Raw genomic sequence first — 20632 nt, 5'->3', positions numbered from 1 at the left:
GCGGCCAGGCTGTCGGCATGACCAGCATCGAAGTTCAGGCCCTCACCAAGGAGTACGGCACCCGGCGAGCCGTGGACGACCTCACCTTCACCGTCCTCCCCGGCCGCGTCACCGGCTTCCTCGGCCCCAACGGCGCCGGCAAGTCGACCACCATGCGGCTCGTGCTCGGCCTCGACCGGCCGACCTCCGGCACCGCCACCATCGGCGGCCGCCCCTACGTAACCCTGCGCGAACCCCTGCGTCACGTGGGCGCGTTGCTCGACGCCCAGGCCGCGCACGGTTCCCGCACCGGCCGCGACCATCTGAGCGTCCTGGCGGCGAGCAACCGCATCCCGGACCGGCGCGTCGACGAGATGCTGGAGGAGACGGGGCTCGCGTCGGTGGCGCGCCGCAGGGTGAAGACGTACTCCTTGGGCATGCGCCAGCGGCTCGGCATCGCCGCAGCCCTCCTCGGCGACCCCGAGGTGGTCATGTTCGACGAGCCCTCCAACGGCCTCGACCCCGAAGGCATCATCTGGATCCGGGAGTTGATGCGCCGGCTCGCCGGGGAGGGGCGCACGGTACTGGTCTCCAGCCACCTCATGAACGAGACGGCGTCCTTCGCCGACCACCTCGTCGTCCTGGGCCGCGGCCGTCTGCTGGCCGACACCCCGATGCGGGAGTTCATCCACGCGCGCGTACAGCCGCGCGTGCGGATCCGCACGACGGACCCTGCGGCCCTCAAAAACGCCCTCGCCCGGCACGGCCACGACGCCGTGGAGCACAAGGACGGGATCTGGACCGTGCCCCTCGCGCGCGTGGACGACATCGGGCGCATCGCCTCGGCCGCGGGCGTGCCGATCCTCGAACTGTCCGCGGAGGAGGGCACGTTGGAGCAGGCCTATCTCGACCTGACGGCGGCCGAGACCGAGTTCACCGCACAGCCCCAGGAGGCCTGACCATGGAATTCACGCCCGTGCTCCGCGCCGAGTGGATCAAGATCCGCACGCTGCGGTCGCTCCTCGGCGCCCTGTGCGCCGTCCTGCTCGTCACCACCCTGTTCTCGGCACTCGGCGGACTGGACACCGACGGAGCGGACTTCGACCCCCTGTTCGCGGCGTTCTTCGGCGTCAGTTTCGGGCAGATCGCCGCCATCGCCTTCGGTACGACGGCCGTCTCCTCGGAGTTCCAGGGCGGTGCCCTGCGCGTCACGTTCGCCGCGGTGCCGCGGCGCGGGCGGTGGTTCGCGGCCAAGGCGGTGGCGATCGCCGCACCCGTCCTCGCGGCCGGCCTCGTCACGGGCGCGGCGAGCCTGGCCGTCGGCAGAGCCGTGCTCGGGGACGAGGCGGACGGTCTCACCTGGAGCGAGGGGCTGCGCGGGGTCGTCGGCTGTGCCGTCTACCTCACGCTGATGGCGCTGTTCGCGGCCGGACTCACCGCCCTGCTGCGCAGCGGCGTGGCCACGCTGAGCGTGCTGATCCCGTTCCTGCTCATCGTGTCCTTCGTGATCGGCGACATGTCCGGCACCGTCGCCGACCTCCTGCCCGACAAGGCCGGCCAGATGGTGTTCCACGAAACCCCGGAGGGCACCCTCGGCCCGTGGACCGGCCTCACCGTGACCGCCCTGTGGACGGCGGCGGCCCTGGTGGCGGGCGCGTGGAGCGTGCGGCACCGGGACGCCTGACGCGGCGGCAACTGTCCATGCCCCCGGTTTACCGGGGCATGGACATCGTGCGGTGCCTGGAGACGATCGACCGGCTGTGTGCGAGCCCCTGCCCCCTGCCCACGGCTGGCCGGACGTCGGACGAGAGGGGCCGGGCTACTGCCTGGCATGCTGACCCTGAGGGTGCGCGGCGAACGGGGTGAGGAGATACCGGAGCCGTGGGCGACGGTGAGCGTTCTCATGGACGGTGTGTACGTGTGGGAGGCACGCGGCACCGGCCGCCGGGTCGCCGTCGGTGTGGCCGACCGGGACGAGTCGGACAGTGCCCGGCTCCTCGCGGTCGGCACCGCGACCGACCCGCCGTGACGAACACGACCAGGACCGTCAGGCCGCCGCCGCCCGCAACCGAGCGAACTCCTCCGCCATCGTCGCCGTGGTCCAATGCGCGTTCAGCCCGGAGGGATTCGGCAGTACCCACACCCGCGTGTTCCCGATCGTCCTGGCCTGCGGCCCCACCTGGGCCGTGCGGGCGTCGAACGCGGCCCGGTAGGCGGTGACCCCCACCACCGCCAGCCAGCGCGGTCGCAACCGCGCCACCTTCAGCGACAGCAGGCGCCCGCCCTCGCGGTACTCCTCGGCGCTCAGCTCGTCGGCCCGAGCCGTCGCCCGCGCGACCACATTGGTGATCCCGAGCCCGTACGTCAGCAACTCGCCCTGCTCCGACGGCTTCAGCAGCCGGGGCGTGAACCCGGACAGATGCAGCACCGGCCAGAAGCGGTTGCCCGGGCGGGCGAAGTGGTGGCCCGTCGCCGCGGTCATCAGGCCCGGGTTGATGCCGCAGAACAGCACGCGGAGGCCGTCCGCGACCACGTCCGGTACCAGGCGGTCGCGAGCGGCCTCCAGCTCCTGTGCGGTGAAGCGTGTCAGAGGATCGCTCCCGGCGTGTAGCCCGCGGCCTGAGGGTGCTGCTTCACGAGCTCCTCGATCCGGCCGACGACGGTGCCGACCTGGTCGGCCGCGGCGCCCGTGAAGGACAGCTTGTCGGCCATCAGCTCGTCCAGCTGCGCACGTTCGAGGGGGATGCGCGAGTCGTCCGCGAGCTTGCCCAGCAGCTCGTTGCGTTCGGCGCCCTGCTCGCGCATGGCCAGAGCACACGCCACCGCGTTCTCCTTGATCGCCTCGTGCGCGACCTCACGGCCGACCCCCGCGCGCACCGAGGCCATCAGCACCTTCGTCGTCGCCAGGAACGGCAGGTAGCGGTCCAGCTCGCGCGCCACGACCGACGGGAACGCGCCGAACTCGTCGAGCACTGTCAGGAACGTCTCCAGCAGCCCGTCCAGCGCGAAGAAAGCGTCCGGCAGCGCGACCCGGCGCACCACCGAGCAGGACACGTCACCCTCGTTCCACTGGTCGCCCGCCAGCTCGCCGGTCATCGAGGCATAACCGCGCAGGATCACCATCAGGCCGTTGACGCGCTCGCAGGAGCGGGTGTTCATCTTGTGCGGCATGGCGGAGGAGCCGACCTGGCCCGGCTTGAAGCCCTCGGTGACCAGCTCGTGCCCGGCCATCAGCCGGATCGTCTTCGCCAGCGAGGACGGCGCCGCCGCCAGCTGCACCAGCGCGGTGACGACCTCGTAGTCGAGCGAGCGAGGGTAGACCTGGCCGACCGACGTGAAGGCCGTGGAGAAGCCCAGGTGATCGGCGATCCGCTGCTCCAGCTCCGCGAGCTTCGACGCGTCTCCGCCCAGCAGGTCCAGCATGTCCTGCGCCGTACCGACCGGGCCCTTGATGCCGCGCAGCGGATAGCGGCCCAGCAGCTCCTCCACTCGCCCGTACGCGACGAGCAGCTCGTCGGCCGCGGTCGCGAACCGCTTGCCGAGGGTCGTGGCCTGCGCGGCGACGTTGTGCGAGCGGCCGGCCATGACCAGCTCACCGTACTCACCCGCCAGCTTGCCCAGGCGCGCCAGGACGGCCACCGTGCGGTCGCGCATCAGCTCCAGCGAGAGCCGGATCTGCAGCTGCTCGACGTTCTCGGTCAGGTCGCGAGAGGTCATGCCCTTGTGCACCTGCTCGTGCCCGGCGAGGTCGTTGAACTCCTCGATCCGCGCCTTCACGTCGTGGCGCGTGATTTTCTCGCGCTCGGCGATGGAGGCCAGGTCGACCTGGTCGAGGACACGCTCGTAGTCGGCGATCGCCGCGTCCGGCACCTCGATCCCGAGGTCCTTCTGGGCCCGCAGCACGGCGAGCCAGAGCTGACGCTCCAGCCTCACCTTCTGCTCGGGCGACCAGAGCGTGGCGAGCTCGGCGGAGGCGTAGCGTCCGGCGAGGACGTTCGGGATGCGGGGCTTGGCGGGCGCAGAAGTCACGTAACCGGATTCTACTGGCGGTTTGTGCAGGCCAGCGCCACGGATGTGTTTGGTGGAACCTACGAGGTCCGGGTCACGCCCGGGAGTCGGCCGGAAGGTGTCCGCCCCCGCCCGCCGCCCCTACCCGTCCCATCCCCAGGGCTCCGCCCTTCGGCCCCGCCAAGGGCTCCGCCCTGGACCCAGCGAGGAGGGTTGGTGGTGAGGCGGGTAGGTGGGTGTGGTCTGGGCTCAGGCCGACCCGGCGGGGTGGTCGTGAGCGGGGCCGACGGGGGTCCAGCCTGGGTTCCGCCCACCCCGGCGGGGACTGTTCTCTGCGGGCGCAGTGGGGCTCCGCCCCGATACCCCCCGCTTCGCCCCCGCATCGCATGCGGGGCTACCCCGTCGGACCCTCGTAGGGCAGCAGCTCCGGCCGCTTCGGCGGGCGTCCGTCCCCGGACGACCGCCCGGTCAGACGGCGGGTGATCCACGGCAGCAGGTGCTGTCTGGTGAATCGCACGTCAGCAACCCGGCGCGCTGCCCAGCCCGGCGGCACGGTCGCCGGGATCGGCGTGTGCCAGTCCGGGTCCTCGGGGTCGTGTCCGAGCGTCTGCCACACCGCCTCCGCGACCCGCCGGTGCCCCTCGGCGGTCAGGTGCAGCCGGTCCACGTCCCACAGCCGGGGGTCGCCGAGCGAGGGCGCCCCGTACAGGTCGACCACCACCGCGCCGTGCCGCGCGGCCAGCTCGTCGACGCAGGCGAAGAGCTCCTCCATGCGCGGCCGGAACCGCTCCAGGACCGGGCCCTGCCGTCCCGGGCTCCGCATCAGGACAAGCTGCTTGCACGACGGAGCCAGCCGTTCCACGGCCTCCTCCAGGAGCCCGCGCACCCGGCCCATGTCGCACTTGGGGCGCAGGGTGTCGTTGAGCCCGCCGACGAGCGTGATGACATCGGCGCCCATCGCGGCCGCCACATCCACCTGCTCGTCGACGATCTGCCCGATCAGCTTGCCGCGCACGGCCAGGTTGGCGTACCGGAAGCCGGGAGTGCGGGCGGCCATCCGTGCCGCAAGGAGGTCGGCCCAGCCCCGGTAGGTGCCGTCGGGCAGCAGGTCCGACATGCCCTCGGTGAAGGAGTCGCCCACCGCGACCAGGCTGGTGTACTGGGGAGAGGGATTCGTCTGCATGGCGTACGAGATGGTATCCCGAGGCGCATACCCGACGGTCGGTCGGGCCCCGTCGCCCGCTAGGCCCGCTGCCCGAACAGCTCCCGCAGCACGTCCTCCATGGTCACCAGCCCTGCCAGCCGCCCGTCCGACCCGAGCACGGCCGCCAGGTGCGTACGGCTGCCGCGCATCGCGGTGAGCACGTCGTCCAGCGGTGTCGACTCCCGTACGCGCGCGATGGACCGCATGTCGCGCAGCCGGAACGGCACATCCCGCGGCGAGGCGTCCAGCGCGTCCTTCACATGCAGGTAGCCGACGATCCGGCGCCCCTCGTCCACGACGGGGAAGCGGGAGAACCCGGACTCGGCCGACAGCCGCTCCAGTTCCTCCGGCGTGACGCCCACGCGCGCGTAGAAGACGCGTTCCAGCGGGAGCACGACGTCCCGCACGGGCCGGCGGCCCAGTTCCAGGGCGTCGTGCAGCCGCTCCTGCGCGCGGACGTCGATGAGCCCGGCCGCACCGGAGTCCTTGACCAGGCGGGCCAGCTCGGCGTCGGAGAAGGCGGCTGTGACCTCGTCCCTGGTCTCGATCCGCAGCAGCTTCAGCAGTCCGTTCGCGAAGGCGTTGATCGTGAAGATCACCGGTCGCAGCGCCCGGGAGAGCGCCACCAGCGGCGGCCCGAGCAGCAGTGCGCTGCGCACCGGCTCCGCGAGCGCGACGTTCTTCGGCACCATCTCGCCGAGCAGCATGTGCAGATACGTCGCCAGGGTCAGCGCGATCACGAAGGACACCGCGTGTCCCGCGCCGCTCGGCACACCCATCGCGTGGAACACCGGCTCGAGCAGATGCGCGATCGCCGGTTCCGCGACCACACCGAGCACCAGCGTGCACAGGGTGATGCCGAGCTGTGCCGCCGCCATCAGCGCCGACACGTGCTGCAGTCCCCACAGCACGCTCTTCGCCCGCCGGTCGCCCTGCTCGGCGTACGGCTCGATCTGGGAGCGGCGGACGGAGATCAGTGCGAACTCGGCGCCCACGAAGAAGGCGTTGACGACCAGCGTCGCCAGACCGATCAGCAGCTGTACGGCGGTCATGCCTGCGCCCCCGTCTCGTCGTCGAGCGGCGCGTGCAGCAGCACCCGTGCCGCCCTGCGCCCCGCGGCGTCCAGCACTTCCAGGCGCCAGCCGGCCACCTGGACCGCGTCGCCGGCGGCGGGTATCCGGCCCAGTTCGGCCGCGACGAGTCCGGCCAGTGTCTCGTAGGGACCCTCGGGTGGCCGCAGGCCGACGCGCGCGAGCTGGTCGATGCGGGCGGCACCGTCGGCGGAGTACAGCGCGTGGCCGTCCTCGTCCGTGCCGGCCGGGACGAGGTCGGGCGTCTCGTGCGGGTCGTGCTCGTCGCGCACCTCGCCGACGACCTCCTCGACGATGTCCTCCAGCGTCGCGACGCCCGCCGTGCCGCCGTACTCGTCGATGACCACGGCCATCGTCCGCTTGCCGGACAGCCGGTCCAGGAGTCGGTCCACGGTGAGGGACTCCGGGACGAGGAGCGGCTCGCGCATCAGCTCGGAGACGGGCACGCGGGGCCGGCGTTCGGCGGGCACCGCCAGGACGTCCTTGACGTGCGCGGTGCCCACGACCGAGTCGAGGTTGCCGCGGTAGACCGGGAACCGCGACAGCCCGGTGGCCCGGGTCGCGTTCGCCACGTCCTCGCAGGTCGCCTGCGCGTCGAGGGCCACGACCTGCACGCGCGGCGTCATCACGTTCTCCGCGGTCAGGTCGGCGAGGTTCAGGGTGCGTACGAACAGCTCGGCGGTGTCCGGCTCCAGGGCGCCCTCGCGGGCGGAGTGCCGGGCGAGGGCGGCCAGTTCCTGCGGACCGCGCGCGGAGGCGAGCTCCTCGGCGGGTTCGAGGCCCAGGCGGCGCACCATGCGGTTGGCGGTGTTGTTGAGGTGGGTGATGAACGGGCGGAACAACGCGCTGAACCAGCGCTGGGCGTTGCCCACCGTCTTGGCCACGGCCAGCGGTGAGGAGATCGCCCAGTTCTTGGGCACCAGCTCGCCCACCACCATCAGGAAGACCGTCGACAGGGCCGTGCCCAGCACGAGGGCGATCGACGAGGCCGTGGAGCGGGAGATGCCCAGTGACTCCAGCGGGCCCGCGATCAGCCGGGCGACGGACGGCTCGGCGAGCATGCCGACCACCAGGTTGGTGACGGTGATGCCGAGCTGCGCACCGGAGAGCTGGAAGGTGAGTTTCCGTACGGCCTTCAGAGCGCCGGCCGCGCCGCGCTCGCCGCGCTCGACGGCACGCTCCAGTGCGCTGCGCTCGACCGTGGTCAGCGAGAACTCCGCGGCGACGAAGGCGCCACAGGCGAGGGAGAGCAGGATCGCCACGAGCAGGAGGAGCACTTCGGTCATCGGGTCACCCCCGTCCCATGGTCCGGCAGAGCAGGGAGAAACGCGCGATGGCTGGTACTGGGAGGCTCGCCCATGGGCGGACGCTCACACCTTTCTTGGAGGACCGAGTGGTCCTCCAAGAGTAAAGGACCGGCAAAGGGTGTCAGGACTCGGCCAGGGGCTTCACCCAGCGGCCAGTGCTCCTCGGGCGCGTACCCGGCCGCGCGCCAGGCGTGGTGCGCCCTCTCGTTGCGGGTCAGAGCCATCGCGTCCCCGCGGCGCCCGCCGAGCCGTACGAACCGCTCCTCGGCGGCGAGCAGCGCCGCCGCCGATGCCCTGGCGGCGGCGCTGCGGATGCACCGCCGGCCGTCGAAGCCTGGCTGCTCACAAACATCTACAGCGGTTTGATCCAGCGTCGCCAGTGGTCCTCGCGATGGTAGCCAGTGGCGGCCCACGTGTGGTGGGCCTGTTCGTTGGCTTCCAGGACCATGGCGTCGACCCGTCGCCCGCCCAGGGAGGCGAATCGTTGTTCGGCTGCTTCCAGCAGGGCGGTGGCGATGCCTCGCCGACGGTGGTCGGGGTGTACGGCCAGTCGATAGGCGGAGCATCGCCATCCGTCGAAGCCGGCTATGACGGTTCCTGTGAGGGTGCCGTCGCGCTCTGCGAGGAGCAGGGCTTCGGGATCTCGTGTGATGAGTCGGGCCACTCCGTCGTGGTCGTCGCTGATGCTCGTTCCTTCCGCGGCCTCGCGCCAGAACTGCAGCACGGTGTCGATGTCCGAGAGGGTGGCGTGGCGGATGTGGAGATCGCTCATGGGGCGAGCCAAGCAGAGCGTCGGCTTGTCTGGCGAGCGGTTTCCGTGGCGGGGAATCGACGCAGGGGTGGGCTTGGTCCCGGTTTTCCGCAAGACGCGAGCTTGTCGGCCGAATCCTCGTGCTTCGCGGGTTTTACCGGGTTGAGGAGCAAGCCATCCAGGGTGGTGCCCTGCCAAGTCGGACTGCGCCCTGCCCGGCCCGCCGGCCGGTGCTTCTTCTTGGCCCAGGTGACGAGTCTCCCGGCGTAGCCGCCGTCGGCCCGGACCAGGCTGATCGATGCGATGAGGTCACGCAGGTGCGCCAGTGCGGGGCGGGCTCCGTCGCGGTCCTGCACGCTCGCGCTGGTGACCGTGACGACCAGGAGCAGGCCGATCGTGTCCACGATCATGTGGCGCTTGCGGCCCGCCGCCTGAGGCGCCGTGTCGCTGATGGCCGCCGCCGATACCACCGGTTCGCCCCCGCAAGGCGGCCCCCCAGGGCTCGATCGCCCTGGCCTCCGCGACCGGCCCGATCGGGCAGGTACTCGCCGAGAAGTCCAAGAGCGAGGACCTGGGCGGCCGGTCCGTGTCGGAACTCGCCGACCGGGTGCTGCCGGCCCTGACGGCGGCGATGAGCCTGCTGAAGGAGCAGGACCGGGCGAGGCCGACAACTTCCGCGGCACCGTCCCGGTCGCCGTCGAAACGGCGGCCCGGACCGGCAAGGGCAGGCCCGGTCCCCTCCTGGCGGAGATGACCCGCAAGATCACCGGCACCGTAGACGCCGCTTGACGGGACACGGGGGCCGGAACTCTTCCAACCGGCCCCCGGCCGCTCAAGGTTGCTTCTCGACGTCCTTCACCGAGCTCGGCCCCAACTGCTTGGCGCTGGCGTACTCCGGCATCGTCATGGGCTGGTCGAACAGGAAGAACGACTGGTTCGTGCCGACCGTGAACTCCATGTACGCGCCCGTCGTGGCGTCGAAACCGTAGTAGGCACCGCAGGTGGAACCCGACGTGTACACGCCGTCCATGCCGGGCTGGGCGAGGACCGCGACGCCGTTGGAGGAGGATTCCACCTTCTCCGTCGGAGTGAGCATCTTGCAGCGCGGCACCGGCAGGCCCTTCATGATGAAGTACCCGTACTCGCCTTTGGCGTTCTGGATGTAGACGTATGAGAGTTTGCCCCGCTTCCCCCACGTCTTGATCCACTGGTTGATCGCTTCGCGGGTCGGCGAGTACTCCATGCGGCCCGCCGGCTGCTGGGCCACGAGGTGGTCGTAGTTCTCCTGCTTGGCCTTGTTCTCCTTGTCCTGGCTGGAGTCGGTGCAGGACGTCAGGGCGAGGCCCACAACGAGCGCGACGACGGTGGCCAGGGCCATGCGTGCGAACTTCTTCATGCGGTGCTGCCCTCTTCCCGGGATGAGACGGGGATCAGTTGGTGCACGTCGTGCGCTCGGCGGTGGCATCCAGCCGGTACGGCAGATCCTTGTCACGGAAGGGCGCGCGGTGCTCCTGGGCGGCCTTCGAGTTGTAGTCGTTGACCGACTCGATCCGCGTGGCCTTCAGCGCGGTGATCGACTGGTCGATCTGCGTCGTGCGAGTCTCCGAAGCGGTCTTCCGCTCCTCCTGGAGCGCCTGGATCGTCCCTTCGGCGTTCTGCACGGCCTCGCACAGATCGAAGAACTCCTCGTACGTGGTCTGACGGAACTCGCCCGAGCCGACGGTGTTCTCGCGCTTGTCCGCCTCACCGCGGAACGGGGCGGTGATCCACCCCGCGCCGCCGAAGGCGAACACCCCGATCACGTACAACGCCGCCAGGCCGATGACCCCGCCGACGGCCCAAGCCCCCAACCGTGCCCCTCGCGCACCTGCCCCATGGCCATCCCCCTTCACAGGTGTTCCGCGGCGTGGAACCACCCTCCGCGAAGAAGGACACGGCACCCGGTGAAACGGTTCCGCCGACACGAGCGTCAGGAAGGGGTTACCTGTGCGGTCGAGCCACTGCCGGCCCAGGGTCCAGTGGATGCGCGCGCTGGCCGGGGTCGACCCACAGCCGCTCAGCTCGGTGTTTGACCTCGGCCGTTCACCTGACCTGCTGATCTTGATCCGTTCCCGGGACAGCGGGGCGGCCGTTCTTCACGCTTCGAGGTGGCCCTCGGTACTGGTGAGCTCGCATGTTCCTGTGTCGCGTATTCGCATCTCCGATGCGGCAGCCATGTCACGGTGGGTGATCGCCGTCTGCATGCAAAGCGTCCTCGTCGGCTTCCTGCCGCGCGAGCCCTGGAAGAATCGACAGGTGGGAGACCGAGTCGAGATCGTTCATTACGACCCTGCTTGGCCGGCGATGTTCGCCAGCCCGAGGTGGAGCGGCGGGACCGAGCCGGATGACGGCGGTCGTGGCCGAACCGGCAGGCCAGGCACGGGCAGTCAGCTTGCCCATGCGGGCCGTGCCGACCAGCTCACCGTCGAACCCCCACTCTCAGCTGCGCTCGAGCGGGGGACCCTCATCGCCAGGATCAGCGCCTCGGGGTCACGGGCGAACCAGCCGCTCCACGCCGTCCCGGTCGTCGCTGATGCTCGTCCCCTCGGCGGCGGTCTTCCAGAAGGCCGGCACGGTGTCGAGGTCGTCGGGCGTCGCGGTCCGTATCCGCAGGTCCGTCATGCCGTGATCCCATCACCGGCGGGCGCTTGGGGGCACGCGATTTCAGCATCCGGACGCACGCCCGGCGTACCTCCGCGTCACTCGTGCGCGATCGCCGCCAGTACGTTCATCCGCGAGGCCCGCAGGGCAGGCAGCAGCGCCGCCACGACGCCTACCACCGCCGAGCCGATCACCACTGCGACGATCGTGCCCCACGGGATCGCCAGCGCCGTCATGCCCTGCAACGCCAGCACCTGCTGGGTGCACACTCCCCACACCAGGCCCAGCCCGAGGCCCAGGACCGCGCCGAAAACCGCGATCACCACCGACTCCAGCCGGATCATCCGGCGCAGCTGCCGCCGGGCCAGCCCGATGGCGCGCAGCAGCCCGATCTCCCGGGTGCGCTCCACGACCGACAGGGTGAGGGTGTTCACCACGCCGAGCACGGCGATGGTGATCGCGAGCCCCAGGAGGGCGTACACGAGGTAGAGCAGCACGGAGATCTGGTCGCGCACCAGCTGCTTGTAGTCGGCCAGGTCCCGGACCTGCAGCTGCGGATACGCGTCGAGCGTCCGCTCCAGGTTCCTGCGCAGGTCGTCGTCGCTCGTGCCCGGGGCGGCGTTGACGTACAGCACGGAGTCCTGCCCGCCCGGCACGTACCGCTCCAGGGTGGCGAGGCCGAAGTAGATCCCGCCCTGCAGCCCGAAGCCCTCGGCGGACTCCTGGTCGGTGAGGGCGCCGACGGTCAGCTCGGCCGTGCGGCCGCCCTGGAACTCGACGGGAACCGTGCTGCCGAGCCGTACGCCGTGCTCCCGCGCGAAGTCCAGGTCCATCGCAAGGTGCCTGGCGGCCAGCGCGGCGGCGCTGTCGCCCCCGGCGTAGGTGATGTTGGCGACCTCGTCGAGCCGCCGGTCGTAGCCGGCAGCGGTCGTCTCGACGCGGGCGCCGTCGGGCAGGAGGACCGCGATCGGCGTGAACCGCGAGCGCACCACGAGCCCCACGCCCTCGGTGCCGCGCACATGGGCGGTGACCTCCGGCGGGAAGGGCACGAAGTTGTTCTGGATCACGAAGTCGGCGCCGAGCGTCCGGTCGATCTGCCGGTCGAACGACTTCGTGATCGAGGCGCTCGCCACCGACAGCCCGCCGACCAGCGCGAGGCCCACCATGAGCGCCGCCGCCGTGGCGCCGGTACGGCGGGGGTTGCGCAGGGCGTTGCGCTGGCTCATCCGGCCGATGGAACCGAACAGCGCCGGGAAGGCCCCGCCCAGCACCCGGATCACCGGCCGGACCAGGAGAGGTCCCGCGACCACGGTGGCGATGAGGGTCAGGAGCACCCCGAGGCCCAGCAGGGATGCCGCCGCTCCCGTCTCGGACGACCCCACGCAGCCCGCCAGTGCCGCCGCGCCCGCCGCTCCCACGACCGCGCCCACCACCGCACGCACCTTGAGCGGCCGGCCCACCGCGGCGACCTCGGCGTCGGAGAGCGCCGCCATCGGCGAGACGCCCGCCGCACGCCGGGCCGGGAGGTACGCGGCGACGAAGGTGACGCCGACACCGACGACGTACGCCGCGAGGGGTGTCCCCCAGCCGATGACCATCTCGGTGGACTTGATGTTCATGCCGAGCAGGCCCATCAGCTCGATGAGGCCGGCGGCGAGCCCGATGCCGGCGGCCAGACCCAGCGTGGAGCCGACCAGGCCGAGCAGCAGCGCCTCGGTGAGCACCGACCGGCGCACCTGGCGCCGGTCGGCGCCCAGCGCGCGCAGCAGCCCCAGCTCGCGGGTGCGCTGCGCGATCAGCATCGAGAAGGTGTTGACGATCAGGAACACGCCCACGAGGACGGCGACCCCGGCGAAGCCGAGCATCACGTACTTGATGACGTCGAGGAAGCCGCCGAGCTGTTCGACGTCCGACTCGGCCTGTTCGTCGGCGGTCCGGAAGCTGTAGCGGTCGGCGCCGAGGGCGGCCGCGACGCGCTGCTTGAGCGTGGTGTCGCTCACGCCGTCCGCCGCGTCCACGGTGATGCTCGTGGCGGCTCCCTCGACGCCCAGCAGCTTCGTCTGGGCGGTCGGCGTGTCGACGAACACCAGTGCGGCACCGGGATTGGTGGTCGTGAACGTGACGATGCCGACGACCTCGACCCGGAAGGAGCCGGGTGCGGCGATCACCGTCACGACGTCTCCGATCCGTACGTTCCTGCGGTCGGCGGTCTCGGAGTCGATCAGCGCCTCGGCGGGCCCGTGCGGGGCGTGGCCGGAGGTCAGCTCGACGGGGCTGCGGTCGCTCGGGTTCCAGTTGGTGCCGATCGTGGGGGCGCCGGTCGTCGGGCCGACCGATTCGTTGTCGGCGTTGACGACCGTGATGTTCGTGGCCTCGGCCTCCGCGCGGGCGGCGGCCACGCCGTCGACCCGGGCGACCCGGTCGGCGAGCGCGGCGGGCAGCGTGGCCGTCGCACCGGACGGCACCACCTCGTCGAGGGTCTCCTTGGGGGTCACGGTGACGTTCGCCGCGGTCGACGCGAAGAGCCGGTTGAAGGTGCGGCTGACAGTGTCCGAGAAGATCAGACTGCCTGTGACGAACGCCACGGACAGCAGTACGGCCAGCGCCGAGAGCAGCAGTCGCCCCTTGTGGGCGACGAAACTCCGGAGTGTTGCCCTGAGCACGGGTTTCAGTCCCTCTGGAGGGGGGTGGCGTCGTCGGTCCGGCGGCGGATCACGTCGAACCGCTTCATACGCTCCAGCACGGCCTGGGCCGTCGGCTGCTCCAGCTCGTCGACGATCCGCCCGTCGCCGAGGAAGAGCGCCAGGTCGGAGTGGGCGGCGGCGCCAGGGTCGTGGGTGACCATGACGACGGTCTGCCCGAGGTCGTCGACGGCCCCGCGCAGGAAGCCGAGGACCTCCAGGCCGGCCCGCGAGTCGAGGTTGCCGGTCGGCTCGTCCGCGAAGATCAGCTCGGGGCGGGAGGCCAGTGCGCGGGCGCAGGCGACGCGCTGCTGCTGGCCGCCGGACAGCTGCGAGGGCCGGTGCCCGAGCCGGTCCCGCAGGCCGAGCGTGTCGATGACCTGGTCCAGCCACTCCCGGTCGGGCTTCTGGCCCGCGATGTCCATGGGCAGGGTGATGTTCTCGAGCGCGTTCAGCGTCGGGATGAGGTTGAACGACTGGAACATGAACCCGATCCGGTCCCGCCGCAGCCTGGTCAGCTCGCGCTCCTTCAGCCCCGTGATCTCGGTGTCGCCGAGCCACACCTGTCCGGCCGAGACGGTGTCGAGCCCGGCCAGACAGTGCATCAGCGTGGACTTCCCGGAGCCCGACGGGCCCATGACGGCGGTGAAGCGGCGGCGCGCGACGTCCACGTCCACCGAGTCGAGGGCGAGCACCGTCGTCTCGCCCGAGCCGTATGCCTTGGTGAGACCGCGGGCGCGGGCCGCGACCCCGTCGGCCGGTGCGAGCCCCGGGGCGTGCTCCGCAGCAGGTGTGGACAAGGCTGCCTCCTTGATCGCGCCTCGCTCGTGGGCGTCACGAGTTCCGGGCCTGTGCCGAGGGCGATGTGATACGCACCACAAACGGTATCCCGCCGAGGTTGTGGATGGTCTCCCTCCCAGGTCGGGCCCCGGATGTGGTTGTAAGGGGCACTCACTGCCCCTCGTGCGATGCCCTTGCCGCTGCTAGCGTTCCGGCGCTAGCTTCGAGGTATGGCCAAGACCCAGTTGAACGTCCGCGTCGACGAGGGCACCGCCCGCGCGGCCCGCGAACGCGCCCTTGCGCGCGGCATGAGCGTCAACCGCTACATCGAAGAGCTCGTGCGGCAGGACACCGGAGAGGTCGGCCACACCTTCGTGGAGGCCGCCGCCGACTTCATGAAGCAGTACGAGTCCGTCTTCGCCGAGGAGTTCGACGGGGGTGCCCCTGCTCATGGGGGTTCCCCCGCGCGAGCGAAGCCGAGCGTGGGGGAGAAGTCGAGCGTCGGGGAGGACGGTCAAGGCCGCACGAGCGAAGGTCGCCACTGATCCGTTGAGCGACCTCACCATCGACCTTGCCTGGCTCCTGATGCTCGCCGAACAGAAGACGCCGGGAGATCCCCAGGTCACCGACTGGGGAGCTCTCGTCGCCGCGGTCGCGCGCCACCAGGCCGAGATCTTCGACGTCCCCGTCTACGACACCCCGCACGCGCGCGCTGCGGCCCTGCTCCAACTGCTGATCCATGTCCCCGCGCTGGAGCGCTCCAACGCCCTGTTCGCCTCCGCGGTCGCGTACGCCTACCTGGTCGCCAGCGGCGTCAAGGTCGTCACCTCGCCCGTGCAGGTGCGTGACCTGGCCCGGCTGGTGAAAAGCGGTGAGGCGTCGGTGCACGACATCGCGCGCGAACTGCAGCAGTGGAGCCTGTGACGCCCAGCCCTACTCCTCGGGGCGCCACGCGGTGCCCAGCACACAGAACGAGGTGGGCAGTACGGGCCCCTTCTCCGGCATCAGCATCCGCCGGTACGGGCCCAGTGCGAACCCGGCGTCCCTGAGCGCGGCGACCGGATCCCGGGACAGATGGCAGCCGCCGTTCAACGGCGGCCACACCGTGCGGTCCAGCGCACGCTGGGTGAACGTCATCGCCCGGCCGCCGCCCCGCCCGTGCTCGAAGAACCGCACCTGACCGCCGGGCCGCAGCACCCTGCGCACCTCGCCCAGGGCGCGCGGCACATCCCGCACGCTGCACAGCACCAGCGACAGCACCACCGCGTCGAAGGCCTCGCTCTTGACCGGCAGCGCCTCCGCCGCCCCCGGCACCACGTCGACGGGCATCTGGGCGCGCAGCGCGGCCTCCACCGCCAACTGCCGCAGACTGCGCTCGGGTTCGATCGCCACGACCTCCGGGACCGTACGGGGATAGTGCGCGAAGTTCAGTCCGTTGCCCGCGCCGACCTCGAGCACGCGTCCGGACAGCCCGGCGAGCAGCCGGTCGCGCACCCCGGCCATGCCCAGCCGGCTCTCGGCGGCCACGCTGACGCGGGCGTAGTAGCGGGCGAACAACGGGTGGTACACAGGATCCCGCGCCACCCTGCGGGCGCCGGCGGACCGTAGCGGCATGAGGACCTCCCTCGCAGGACGGAACGTACGGCGATTGTCCACCCGTACGGCCCCTCACTCCACGGTGCAGACACCGCTGTCCCGGTCAGGGCCTGTCCGGCCGATACACCTGGCAGCGCTCACCACCGAAACGTCGGTGGCGCCTGACGCACCCGGAACGCCTCCGCGTCCCATGTCCCGTCCAGCCGCGGCGCGAGCCAGTCCGGTGCCGCCGCGCGGAAGGCCGCCGGAGCCAGCGCCCCGGCCCCGGCGGGCACGGCGCCCAGGAGCGGGGCCCCGGCCACCTCCGGCAGGTCCGCGAGGTTGCACCGGGCGGCGAGGTCGGGCTCGCCGGGCCAGCTGCCGATGACGACCCCGGTCAGGTCGAGCCGCCGGGACCGTACTTCACGTGCCGTCAGCTCGGTGGTGTTCAGCGTGCCCAGCCCCGCGGACACCACGACCAGCACCGGCGCGGCGAGCAGCCCGGCCGCGTCGGCGAGGGTCCCGCCCGCCGCGTCGAACCGTACGAGCAGCCCGCCGGCGCCCTCGACCAGCACCAGATCGTGCTCGGTGGCCAGCTTGGCCGCCGCTTCGGCGATCTCCTGCGGGTGCACCGGCGCCCGCCCGGCCCGCCGCGCGGCGGTGCCCGGCGCCAACGGCTCGGGATACCGGGCGAGTTCGGCCGCCGTGACGGCACCGGCGAGCCGCGCGACCTCGTCGGCGTCGCCGCGCTCGTCCGGCCGTACGCCCGTCTGCGCGGCCTTGAGCACGGCCACCGAACGCCCGGCCGCCCGTGCGGCGGCGGCGACCGCGGCCGTCGTGACCGTCTTGCCGACCTCCGTGCCCGTACCCGTGATCACCAGAACCGGCATGTCATCCCTCCCGCGCCGCGGCGCACACCGCGCGCCCGATCCGCGCCACGTCCGCGTCGTTCGTGACGTACGGCGGCATCGTGTACACCAGATCGCGGAACGGTCGCAGCCACACGCCCTCACGCACCGCCGCCCTCGTCGCCGCGGCCATGTCGATCGCGTGGTCGAGCTGGACGACGCCGATGGCGCCGAGGACCCGGACGTCCCGCACACCCGGAAGGTCCGCGGCCGGAGCCAGTCCCTCCCACAGCCCCGTCTCGATCCGCTTGACCTCCGCCGCCCAGTCCTGGCCGAGCAGCAGCTCGATGGAGGCGCAGGCCACGGCCGCGGCCAGCGGATTGCCCATGAACGTCGGCCCGTGCGCGAGCACCGGCACCGCACCCCGCGAGATGCCGTCGGCCACCCGCGAGGAGCACAGCGTCGCCGCCATCGTCAGGTAGCCGCCGGTCAGCGCCTTGCCCACACACATCACGTCCGGCGCGAGAGCCGCGTGCTCCGCCGCGAACAGCGTGCCCGTACGTCCGAACCCGGTCGCGATCTCGTCGAACACCAGCAGCACGTCATGCGCGTCGCACGCCTCGCGCAGCACCCGCAGATACGCGGGGGAGTGGAAACGCATTCCGCCCGCGCCCTGCACCACCGGTTCGACGATCACCGCGGCCAGTTCGTCGGCGTGCCGTTCGATCATCGCGCGCAGATGGTCGGCGTACGACTCCTCGTACTCCGTCGGGGGCGCGTCCGCGAACACCTGACGGGGCAGCACCCCGGTCCACAGCTCGTGCATCCCGCCCTCGGGGTCGCACACCGACATCGGCTGCCAGGTGTCGCCGTGGTAGCCGCCGCGCCAGGTCAGCAGGCGCTGCTTGTGCGGCCGGCCGAGTGAACGCCAGTACTGCAGACACATTTTGACGGCGACCTCGACCGACACCGAGCCGGAGTCGGCGAGGAAGACATGTTCCAGACCGTCGGGTGACATGTCGACAAGGAGCTTTGCCAGGCGTACGGCGGGCTCGTGCGTGAGCCCGCCGAACATCACATGGCTCATCCGGCCGAGCTGTTCACGCGCGGCCTCGTCGAGCACCGGGTGGCGGTAGCCGTGGATCGCCGACCACCAGGACGACATGCCGTCGACCAGCTCACCCGAGCCGTCCGCCAACCTCAGCCGCACCCCGCTCGCCGCCTCGACGACGAGCGGTTCCTGCCGGCCCGGCATCGGCCCGTACGGATGCCAGACGTGCCGCCGGTCGAGGTCCAGCAGCTCGGGCACGGTCAGCTCAGGCATTGGGCGCGAGGTCCGTTCCGGCTCCTCTGCGGCGCACGGCCACCAGGTCGGTGCGCGCCTCGGGGGCCGGCTCGGCCGCCGGCACCGACGCCGAGCCGCAAGTCGAGGCGCAGCTGCCGGTCGCCCGGTGCTCCGGCAGCGTCACCTCGTCCGTGCCCTCCACCTCGAACCCGGCATCCGCGATCATCTCCAGGTCGGCCTTGCCGGCCTGGCCCTCGCTGGTGAGGTAGTCGCCGAGGAAGACGGAGTTGGCCAGATGCAGGGCCAGCGGCTGCATGGTGCGCAGGTGCACCTCGCGGCCACCGGCGATGCGCACCTCGACGTCCGGGCAGACGAACCGGACCATCGCCAGGATGCGCAGGCACCGTTGCGGGGTGAGGTGCCACTCCTTGGCGAGCGGAGTGCCCTCGAACGGGATCAGGAAGTTGACCGGCACCGAGTCCGGGTCCAGCTCGCGCAGCGAGAACACCACGTCGACGAGGTCCGCGTCGCTCTCGCCCATTCCGGCGATGAGACCGGAACAGGCCGACAGCCCGGCCGCGTGCGCCTTCTGGACCGTGTCCACCCGGTCGGCGTACGTGTGCGTCGTCGTGATGTCCGCGTACGTTCCCTCGGAGGTGTTGAGGTTGTGGTTGTACGCGTCCGCGCCGGCCGCGCGCAGCCGCTCGGCCTGGCCGTCGGAGAGCAGACCGAGGCAGGCGCACACCTCGACGTCCTCGTTCTGGTCCTTGATCGCCTTGATGGTCTCGGAGACCCGGTCGACGTCACGGTCGGTCGGGCCCCGTCCGCTGGCCACCAGACAGACTCGCTTGGCACCCCCGGCGAGCCCCGCGGCCGCGGCCTGCGAGGCCTCGTCGGGCTTGAGCCAGGTGTACTTGAGGATGCCGGCCTTCGATCCGAGCCGCTGGGAGCAGTAGGAGCAGTCCTCTGGGCACAGGCCCGACTTGAGGTTGACGAGATAGTTGAGTTTCACCCGTCGGCCGAACCAGTGCCGGCGCACCTTGCCGGCCGCGGCCACCACATCGAGCAGGTCGTCGTCGGAAGTGGCGAGGACGGCCAGTGCTTCCTCACGGGTCGGCAGCTCGCGCCGAAGCCCCTTGTCCACGAGCGTGTTCAGCAGGTCCATGAGAGCCGATCCTGTCCTAAGGCACCACCTCCGGCCAAGGAGAGTTCGCACAGCTCTGGCAGTTCGTCGTGTGGGTATTGCCACACACTGAGCTGCGTTGCGTCCCGCTAGGGTCTGTGCATTACCTACAAAAGTCCCGGAGGGCTCATGGCGTTCGGCTGGATCGACGAGCAGGCGGAGCTGCGCCGCCGCGCCGGACTCGTACGGACCCTGCGCCCCCGCTCCGCCGACACGCCGCTGCTGGACCTGGCGAGCAACGACTACCTGGGGCTGGCCCGCCACCCCGAGGTCACCGAGGGCGCCGCGCGGGCAGCGCGCACCTGGGGCGGCGGCGCCACCGGCTCCCGGCTCGTCACCGGCACCACCGCGCTGCACGGCGAACTCGAACGCGAGCTGGCCGACTTCTGCGGCTTCGAGGCGGCCCTGGTCTTCTCCTCCGGGTACGCGGCCAACCTCGCCGCGGTCACCGCACTCGCACCGCACGGCTCCCTGATCGTCTCCGACGCCGGCAACCATGCCTCGCTGATCGACGGCTGCCGGCTGGCCCGCGGCACGACACAGGTCGTCGCGCACGCCGATCCGGACGCGGTGCGCAAGGCGCTGCAGACGCACGAGGGGCCGGCCGTCGCCGTGTCCGACACGGTCTTCTCGGTCGACGGCGACGCCGCACCGCTCGCCGCACTGGCCGAGGCGTGCCGCGCGCACGGCGCCGGACTGGTCGTCGACGACGCCCACGGCCTCGGTGTGCTCGGTGAGGGCGGCCGGGGCGCCCCGTACGCGGCCGGGCTCGTGGGCGCCGACGATGTCGTCGTGACGGTGACGCTGTCCAAGTCGCTCGGCAGTCAGGGCGGCGCCGTGCTCGGCCCCGCCCGGGTGATCGACCACCTGGTCAACGCGGCCAGGACTTTCATCTTCGACACCGGCCTCGCCCCCGCGGCCACGGGCGCGGCCCTGGCGGCACTGAGACTGCTGCGCCGCGAACCCGAGCGGGCGGCGCGGGCGCGCGCGGTGGCGGGCGAACTGCACGCCCGGCTGACGGGCCTGGGTCTGGAGGCGGTACGCCCGGACGCCGCGGTCGTCTCCGTGCGCGCGCCGTCCCCGGAGGGGGCCGTGCGCTGGGCGGCCGACTGCCGCGCCGCGGGGCTCGCCGTGGGCTGCTTCAGGCCTCCTTCCGTGCCCGACGGCATCTCCCGGCTGCGGCTGACGGCCCGCGCGGACCTCTCCGGGGACCAGATCGAACGCGCTGTACGGGTGATCGGCGAAACGCGACCATGAGTCGGCGTACCACGGCCGTGCATCACGCGATGCGGACCTGATC

General features: G+C 71.6%; 20 protein-coding genes and 3 pseudogenes. 6 read left to right on the top strand and 17 right to left on the bottom strand.

The annotated features are described in order from the left end of the window. The first annotated feature begins 17 nt into the window (after positions 1-17). From StrepF001_RS02620 to StrepF001_RS47215, 3 genes are all read left to right on the top strand, one after another. Complete coding sequence (locus tag StrepF001_RS02620; protein ID WP_129796646.1) at positions 18-938, top strand: ABC transporter ATP-binding protein; 921 nt, start codon at positions 18-20, stop codon at positions 936-938. A 2-nt stretch (positions 939-940) separates the two neighbouring features. Beyond that, on the top strand, positions 941-1663 hold the full coding sequence (locus StrepF001_RS02615) for an ABC transporter permease subunit (RefSeq protein ID WP_129796645.1): 723 nt from the start codon (positions 941-943) through the stop codon (positions 1661-1663). 147 nt (positions 1664-1810) lie between these two features. After that, positions 1811-2008, top strand: coding sequence for a hypothetical protein (locus StrepF001_RS47215; protein WP_240797266.1), 198 nt, complete (start codon positions 1811-1813; stop codon positions 2006-2008). Between the two features lie 18 nt (positions 2009-2026). Here the strand turns inward: StrepF001_RS47215 and mug are convergent, their stop codons facing one another. From mug to StrepF001_RS02540, 13 genes and pseudogenes are all read right to left on the bottom strand, one after another. Continuing rightward, complete coding sequence (gene mug, locus StrepF001_RS02605; RefSeq protein WP_129797484.1) at positions 2027-2569, bottom strand: G/U mismatch-specific DNA glycosylase; 543 nt, start codon at positions 2567-2569, stop codon at positions 2027-2029. Then, complete coding sequence (gene purB / locus StrepF001_RS02600) at positions 2566-4008, bottom strand: adenylosuccinate lyase (RefSeq protein ID WP_129796644.1); 1443 nt, start codon at positions 4006-4008, stop codon at positions 2566-2568. Before purB ends, mug begins: the two co-directional genes overlap by 4 nt. Positions 4009-4381: 373 nt before the next feature. Then, a complete protein-coding gene (locus StrepF001_RS02595; protein ID WP_129796643.1) occupies positions 4382-5170 on the bottom strand; it encodes an SGNH/GDSL hydrolase family protein in 789 nt (262 codons plus the stop codon). 59 nt (positions 5171-5229) lie between these two features. Then, positions 5230-6243, bottom strand: coding sequence for a hemolysin family protein (locus tag StrepF001_RS02590; RefSeq protein WP_129796642.1), 1014 nt, complete (start codon positions 6241-6243; stop codon positions 5230-5232). Continuing rightward, on the bottom strand, positions 6240-7568 hold the full coding sequence (locus tag StrepF001_RS02585) for a hemolysin family protein (RefSeq protein WP_129796641.1): 1329 nt from the start codon (positions 7566-7568) through the stop codon (positions 6240-6242). The genes StrepF001_RS02590 and StrepF001_RS02585 overlap by 4 nt, the downstream gene beginning before the upstream one ends. Positions 7569-7710: 142 nt before the next feature. Beyond that, a pseudogene (locus StrepF001_RS47210) lies at positions 7711-7922 on the bottom strand (GNAT family N-acetyltransferase); the annotation flags it as partial. Between the two features lie 19 nt (positions 7923-7941). Continuing rightward, positions 7942-8361: a GNAT family N-acetyltransferase gene (locus StrepF001_RS02575; protein WP_129796640.1), complete on the bottom strand. Its 420-nt coding sequence runs from the start codon at positions 8359-8361 to the stop codon at positions 7942-7944. Then, positions 8358-8765 (bottom strand): annotated as a pseudogene (locus StrepF001_RS45425) (transposase); the annotation flags it as partial. The gene StrepF001_RS02575 and the pseudogene StrepF001_RS45425, both read right to left, overlap by 4 nt. A 407-nt stretch (positions 8766-9172) precedes the next feature. Next, positions 9173-9736 carry a hypothetical protein gene (locus StrepF001_RS02560; RefSeq protein WP_129796639.1) on the bottom strand — a complete coding sequence of 188 codons (564 nt, stop codon included), beginning with the start codon at positions 9734-9736 and terminating at the stop codon, positions 9173-9175. A gap of 34 nt (positions 9737-9770) precedes the next feature. Further along, positions 9771-10190: a hypothetical protein gene (locus tag StrepF001_RS02555; RefSeq protein ID WP_129796638.1), complete on the bottom strand. Its 420-nt coding sequence runs from the start codon at positions 10188-10190 to the stop codon at positions 9771-9773. Between the two features lie 657 nt (positions 10191-10847). Further along, positions 10848-11001, bottom strand: a pseudogene (locus StrepF001_RS02550) (GNAT family N-acetyltransferase); the annotation flags it as partial. A gap of 77 nt (positions 11002-11078) precedes the next feature. Beyond that, positions 11079-13643: an FtsX family ABC transporter permease gene (locus tag StrepF001_RS02545; protein WP_129796637.1), complete on the bottom strand. Its 2565-nt coding sequence runs from the start codon at positions 13641-13643 to the stop codon at positions 11079-11081. Positions 13644-13648: 5 nt separating this feature from the next. Continuing rightward, positions 13649-14461, bottom strand: coding sequence for an ABC transporter ATP-binding protein (locus tag StrepF001_RS02540; protein WP_129796636.1), 813 nt, complete (start codon positions 14459-14461; stop codon positions 13649-13651). A gap of 210 nt (positions 14462-14671) precedes the next feature. On the opposite strand from StrepF001_RS02540, the gene StrepF001_RS02535 reads away from it, so the two are divergent. After that, positions 14672-14986 carry a toxin-antitoxin system HicB family antitoxin gene (locus StrepF001_RS02535; RefSeq protein WP_129796635.1) on the top strand — a complete coding sequence of 105 codons (315 nt, stop codon included), beginning with the start codon at positions 14672-14674 and terminating at the stop codon, positions 14984-14986. A 4-nt stretch (positions 14987-14990) separates the two neighbouring features. Further along, the gene (locus StrepF001_RS02530) at positions 14991-15365 is read left to right on the top strand and encodes a fic family toxin-antitoxin system, toxin component (protein ID WP_129796634.1); all 375 of its coding nucleotides are present in this window, start codon (positions 14991-14993) and stop codon (positions 15363-15365) included. 9 nt (positions 15366-15374) lie between these two features. Here StrepF001_RS02530 and StrepF001_RS02525 read toward each other — a convergent pair whose 3' ends face one another. From StrepF001_RS02525 to bioB, 4 genes are all read right to left on the bottom strand, one after another. Further along, positions 15375-16055 carry a class I SAM-dependent methyltransferase gene (locus tag StrepF001_RS02525; RefSeq protein WP_129796633.1) on the bottom strand — a complete coding sequence of 227 codons (681 nt, stop codon included), beginning with the start codon at positions 16053-16055 and terminating at the stop codon, positions 15375-15377. A gap of 119 nt (positions 16056-16174) precedes the next feature. Next, a complete protein-coding gene (gene bioD / locus StrepF001_RS02520; RefSeq protein WP_129796632.1) occupies positions 16175-16906 on the bottom strand; it encodes a dethiobiotin synthase in 732 nt (243 codons plus the stop codon). A gap of 1 nt (position 16907) precedes the next feature. Further along, on the bottom strand, positions 16908-18188 hold the full coding sequence (locus tag StrepF001_RS02515) for an adenosylmethionine--8-amino-7-oxononanoate transaminase (protein ID WP_129796631.1): 1281 nt from the start codon (positions 18186-18188) through the stop codon (positions 16908-16910). Then, positions 18181-19314, bottom strand: a complete 1134-nt coding sequence (gene bioB / locus StrepF001_RS02510; protein WP_129796630.1) for a biotin synthase BioB — start codon at positions 19312-19314, stop codon at positions 18181-18183. Before bioB ends, StrepF001_RS02515 begins: the two co-directional genes overlap by 8 nt. A gap of 147 nt (positions 19315-19461) precedes the next feature. On the opposite strand from bioB, the gene StrepF001_RS02505 reads away from it, so the two are divergent. Beyond that, positions 19462-20589, top strand: coding sequence for an 8-amino-7-oxononanoate synthase (locus tag StrepF001_RS02505; protein ID WP_129796629.1), 1128 nt, complete (start codon positions 19462-19464; stop codon positions 20587-20589). Positions 20590-20632: the final 43 nt, after the last annotated feature.

The organism is Streptomyces sp. F001 (assembly GCF_004187715.1).
In the GTDB taxonomy this organism is placed as follows: domain Bacteria; phylum Actinomycetota; class Actinomycetes; order Streptomycetales; family Streptomycetaceae; genus Streptomyces; species Streptomyces flavusporus.
This window is presented reverse-complemented; position numbering and strand designations above follow the sequence as displayed.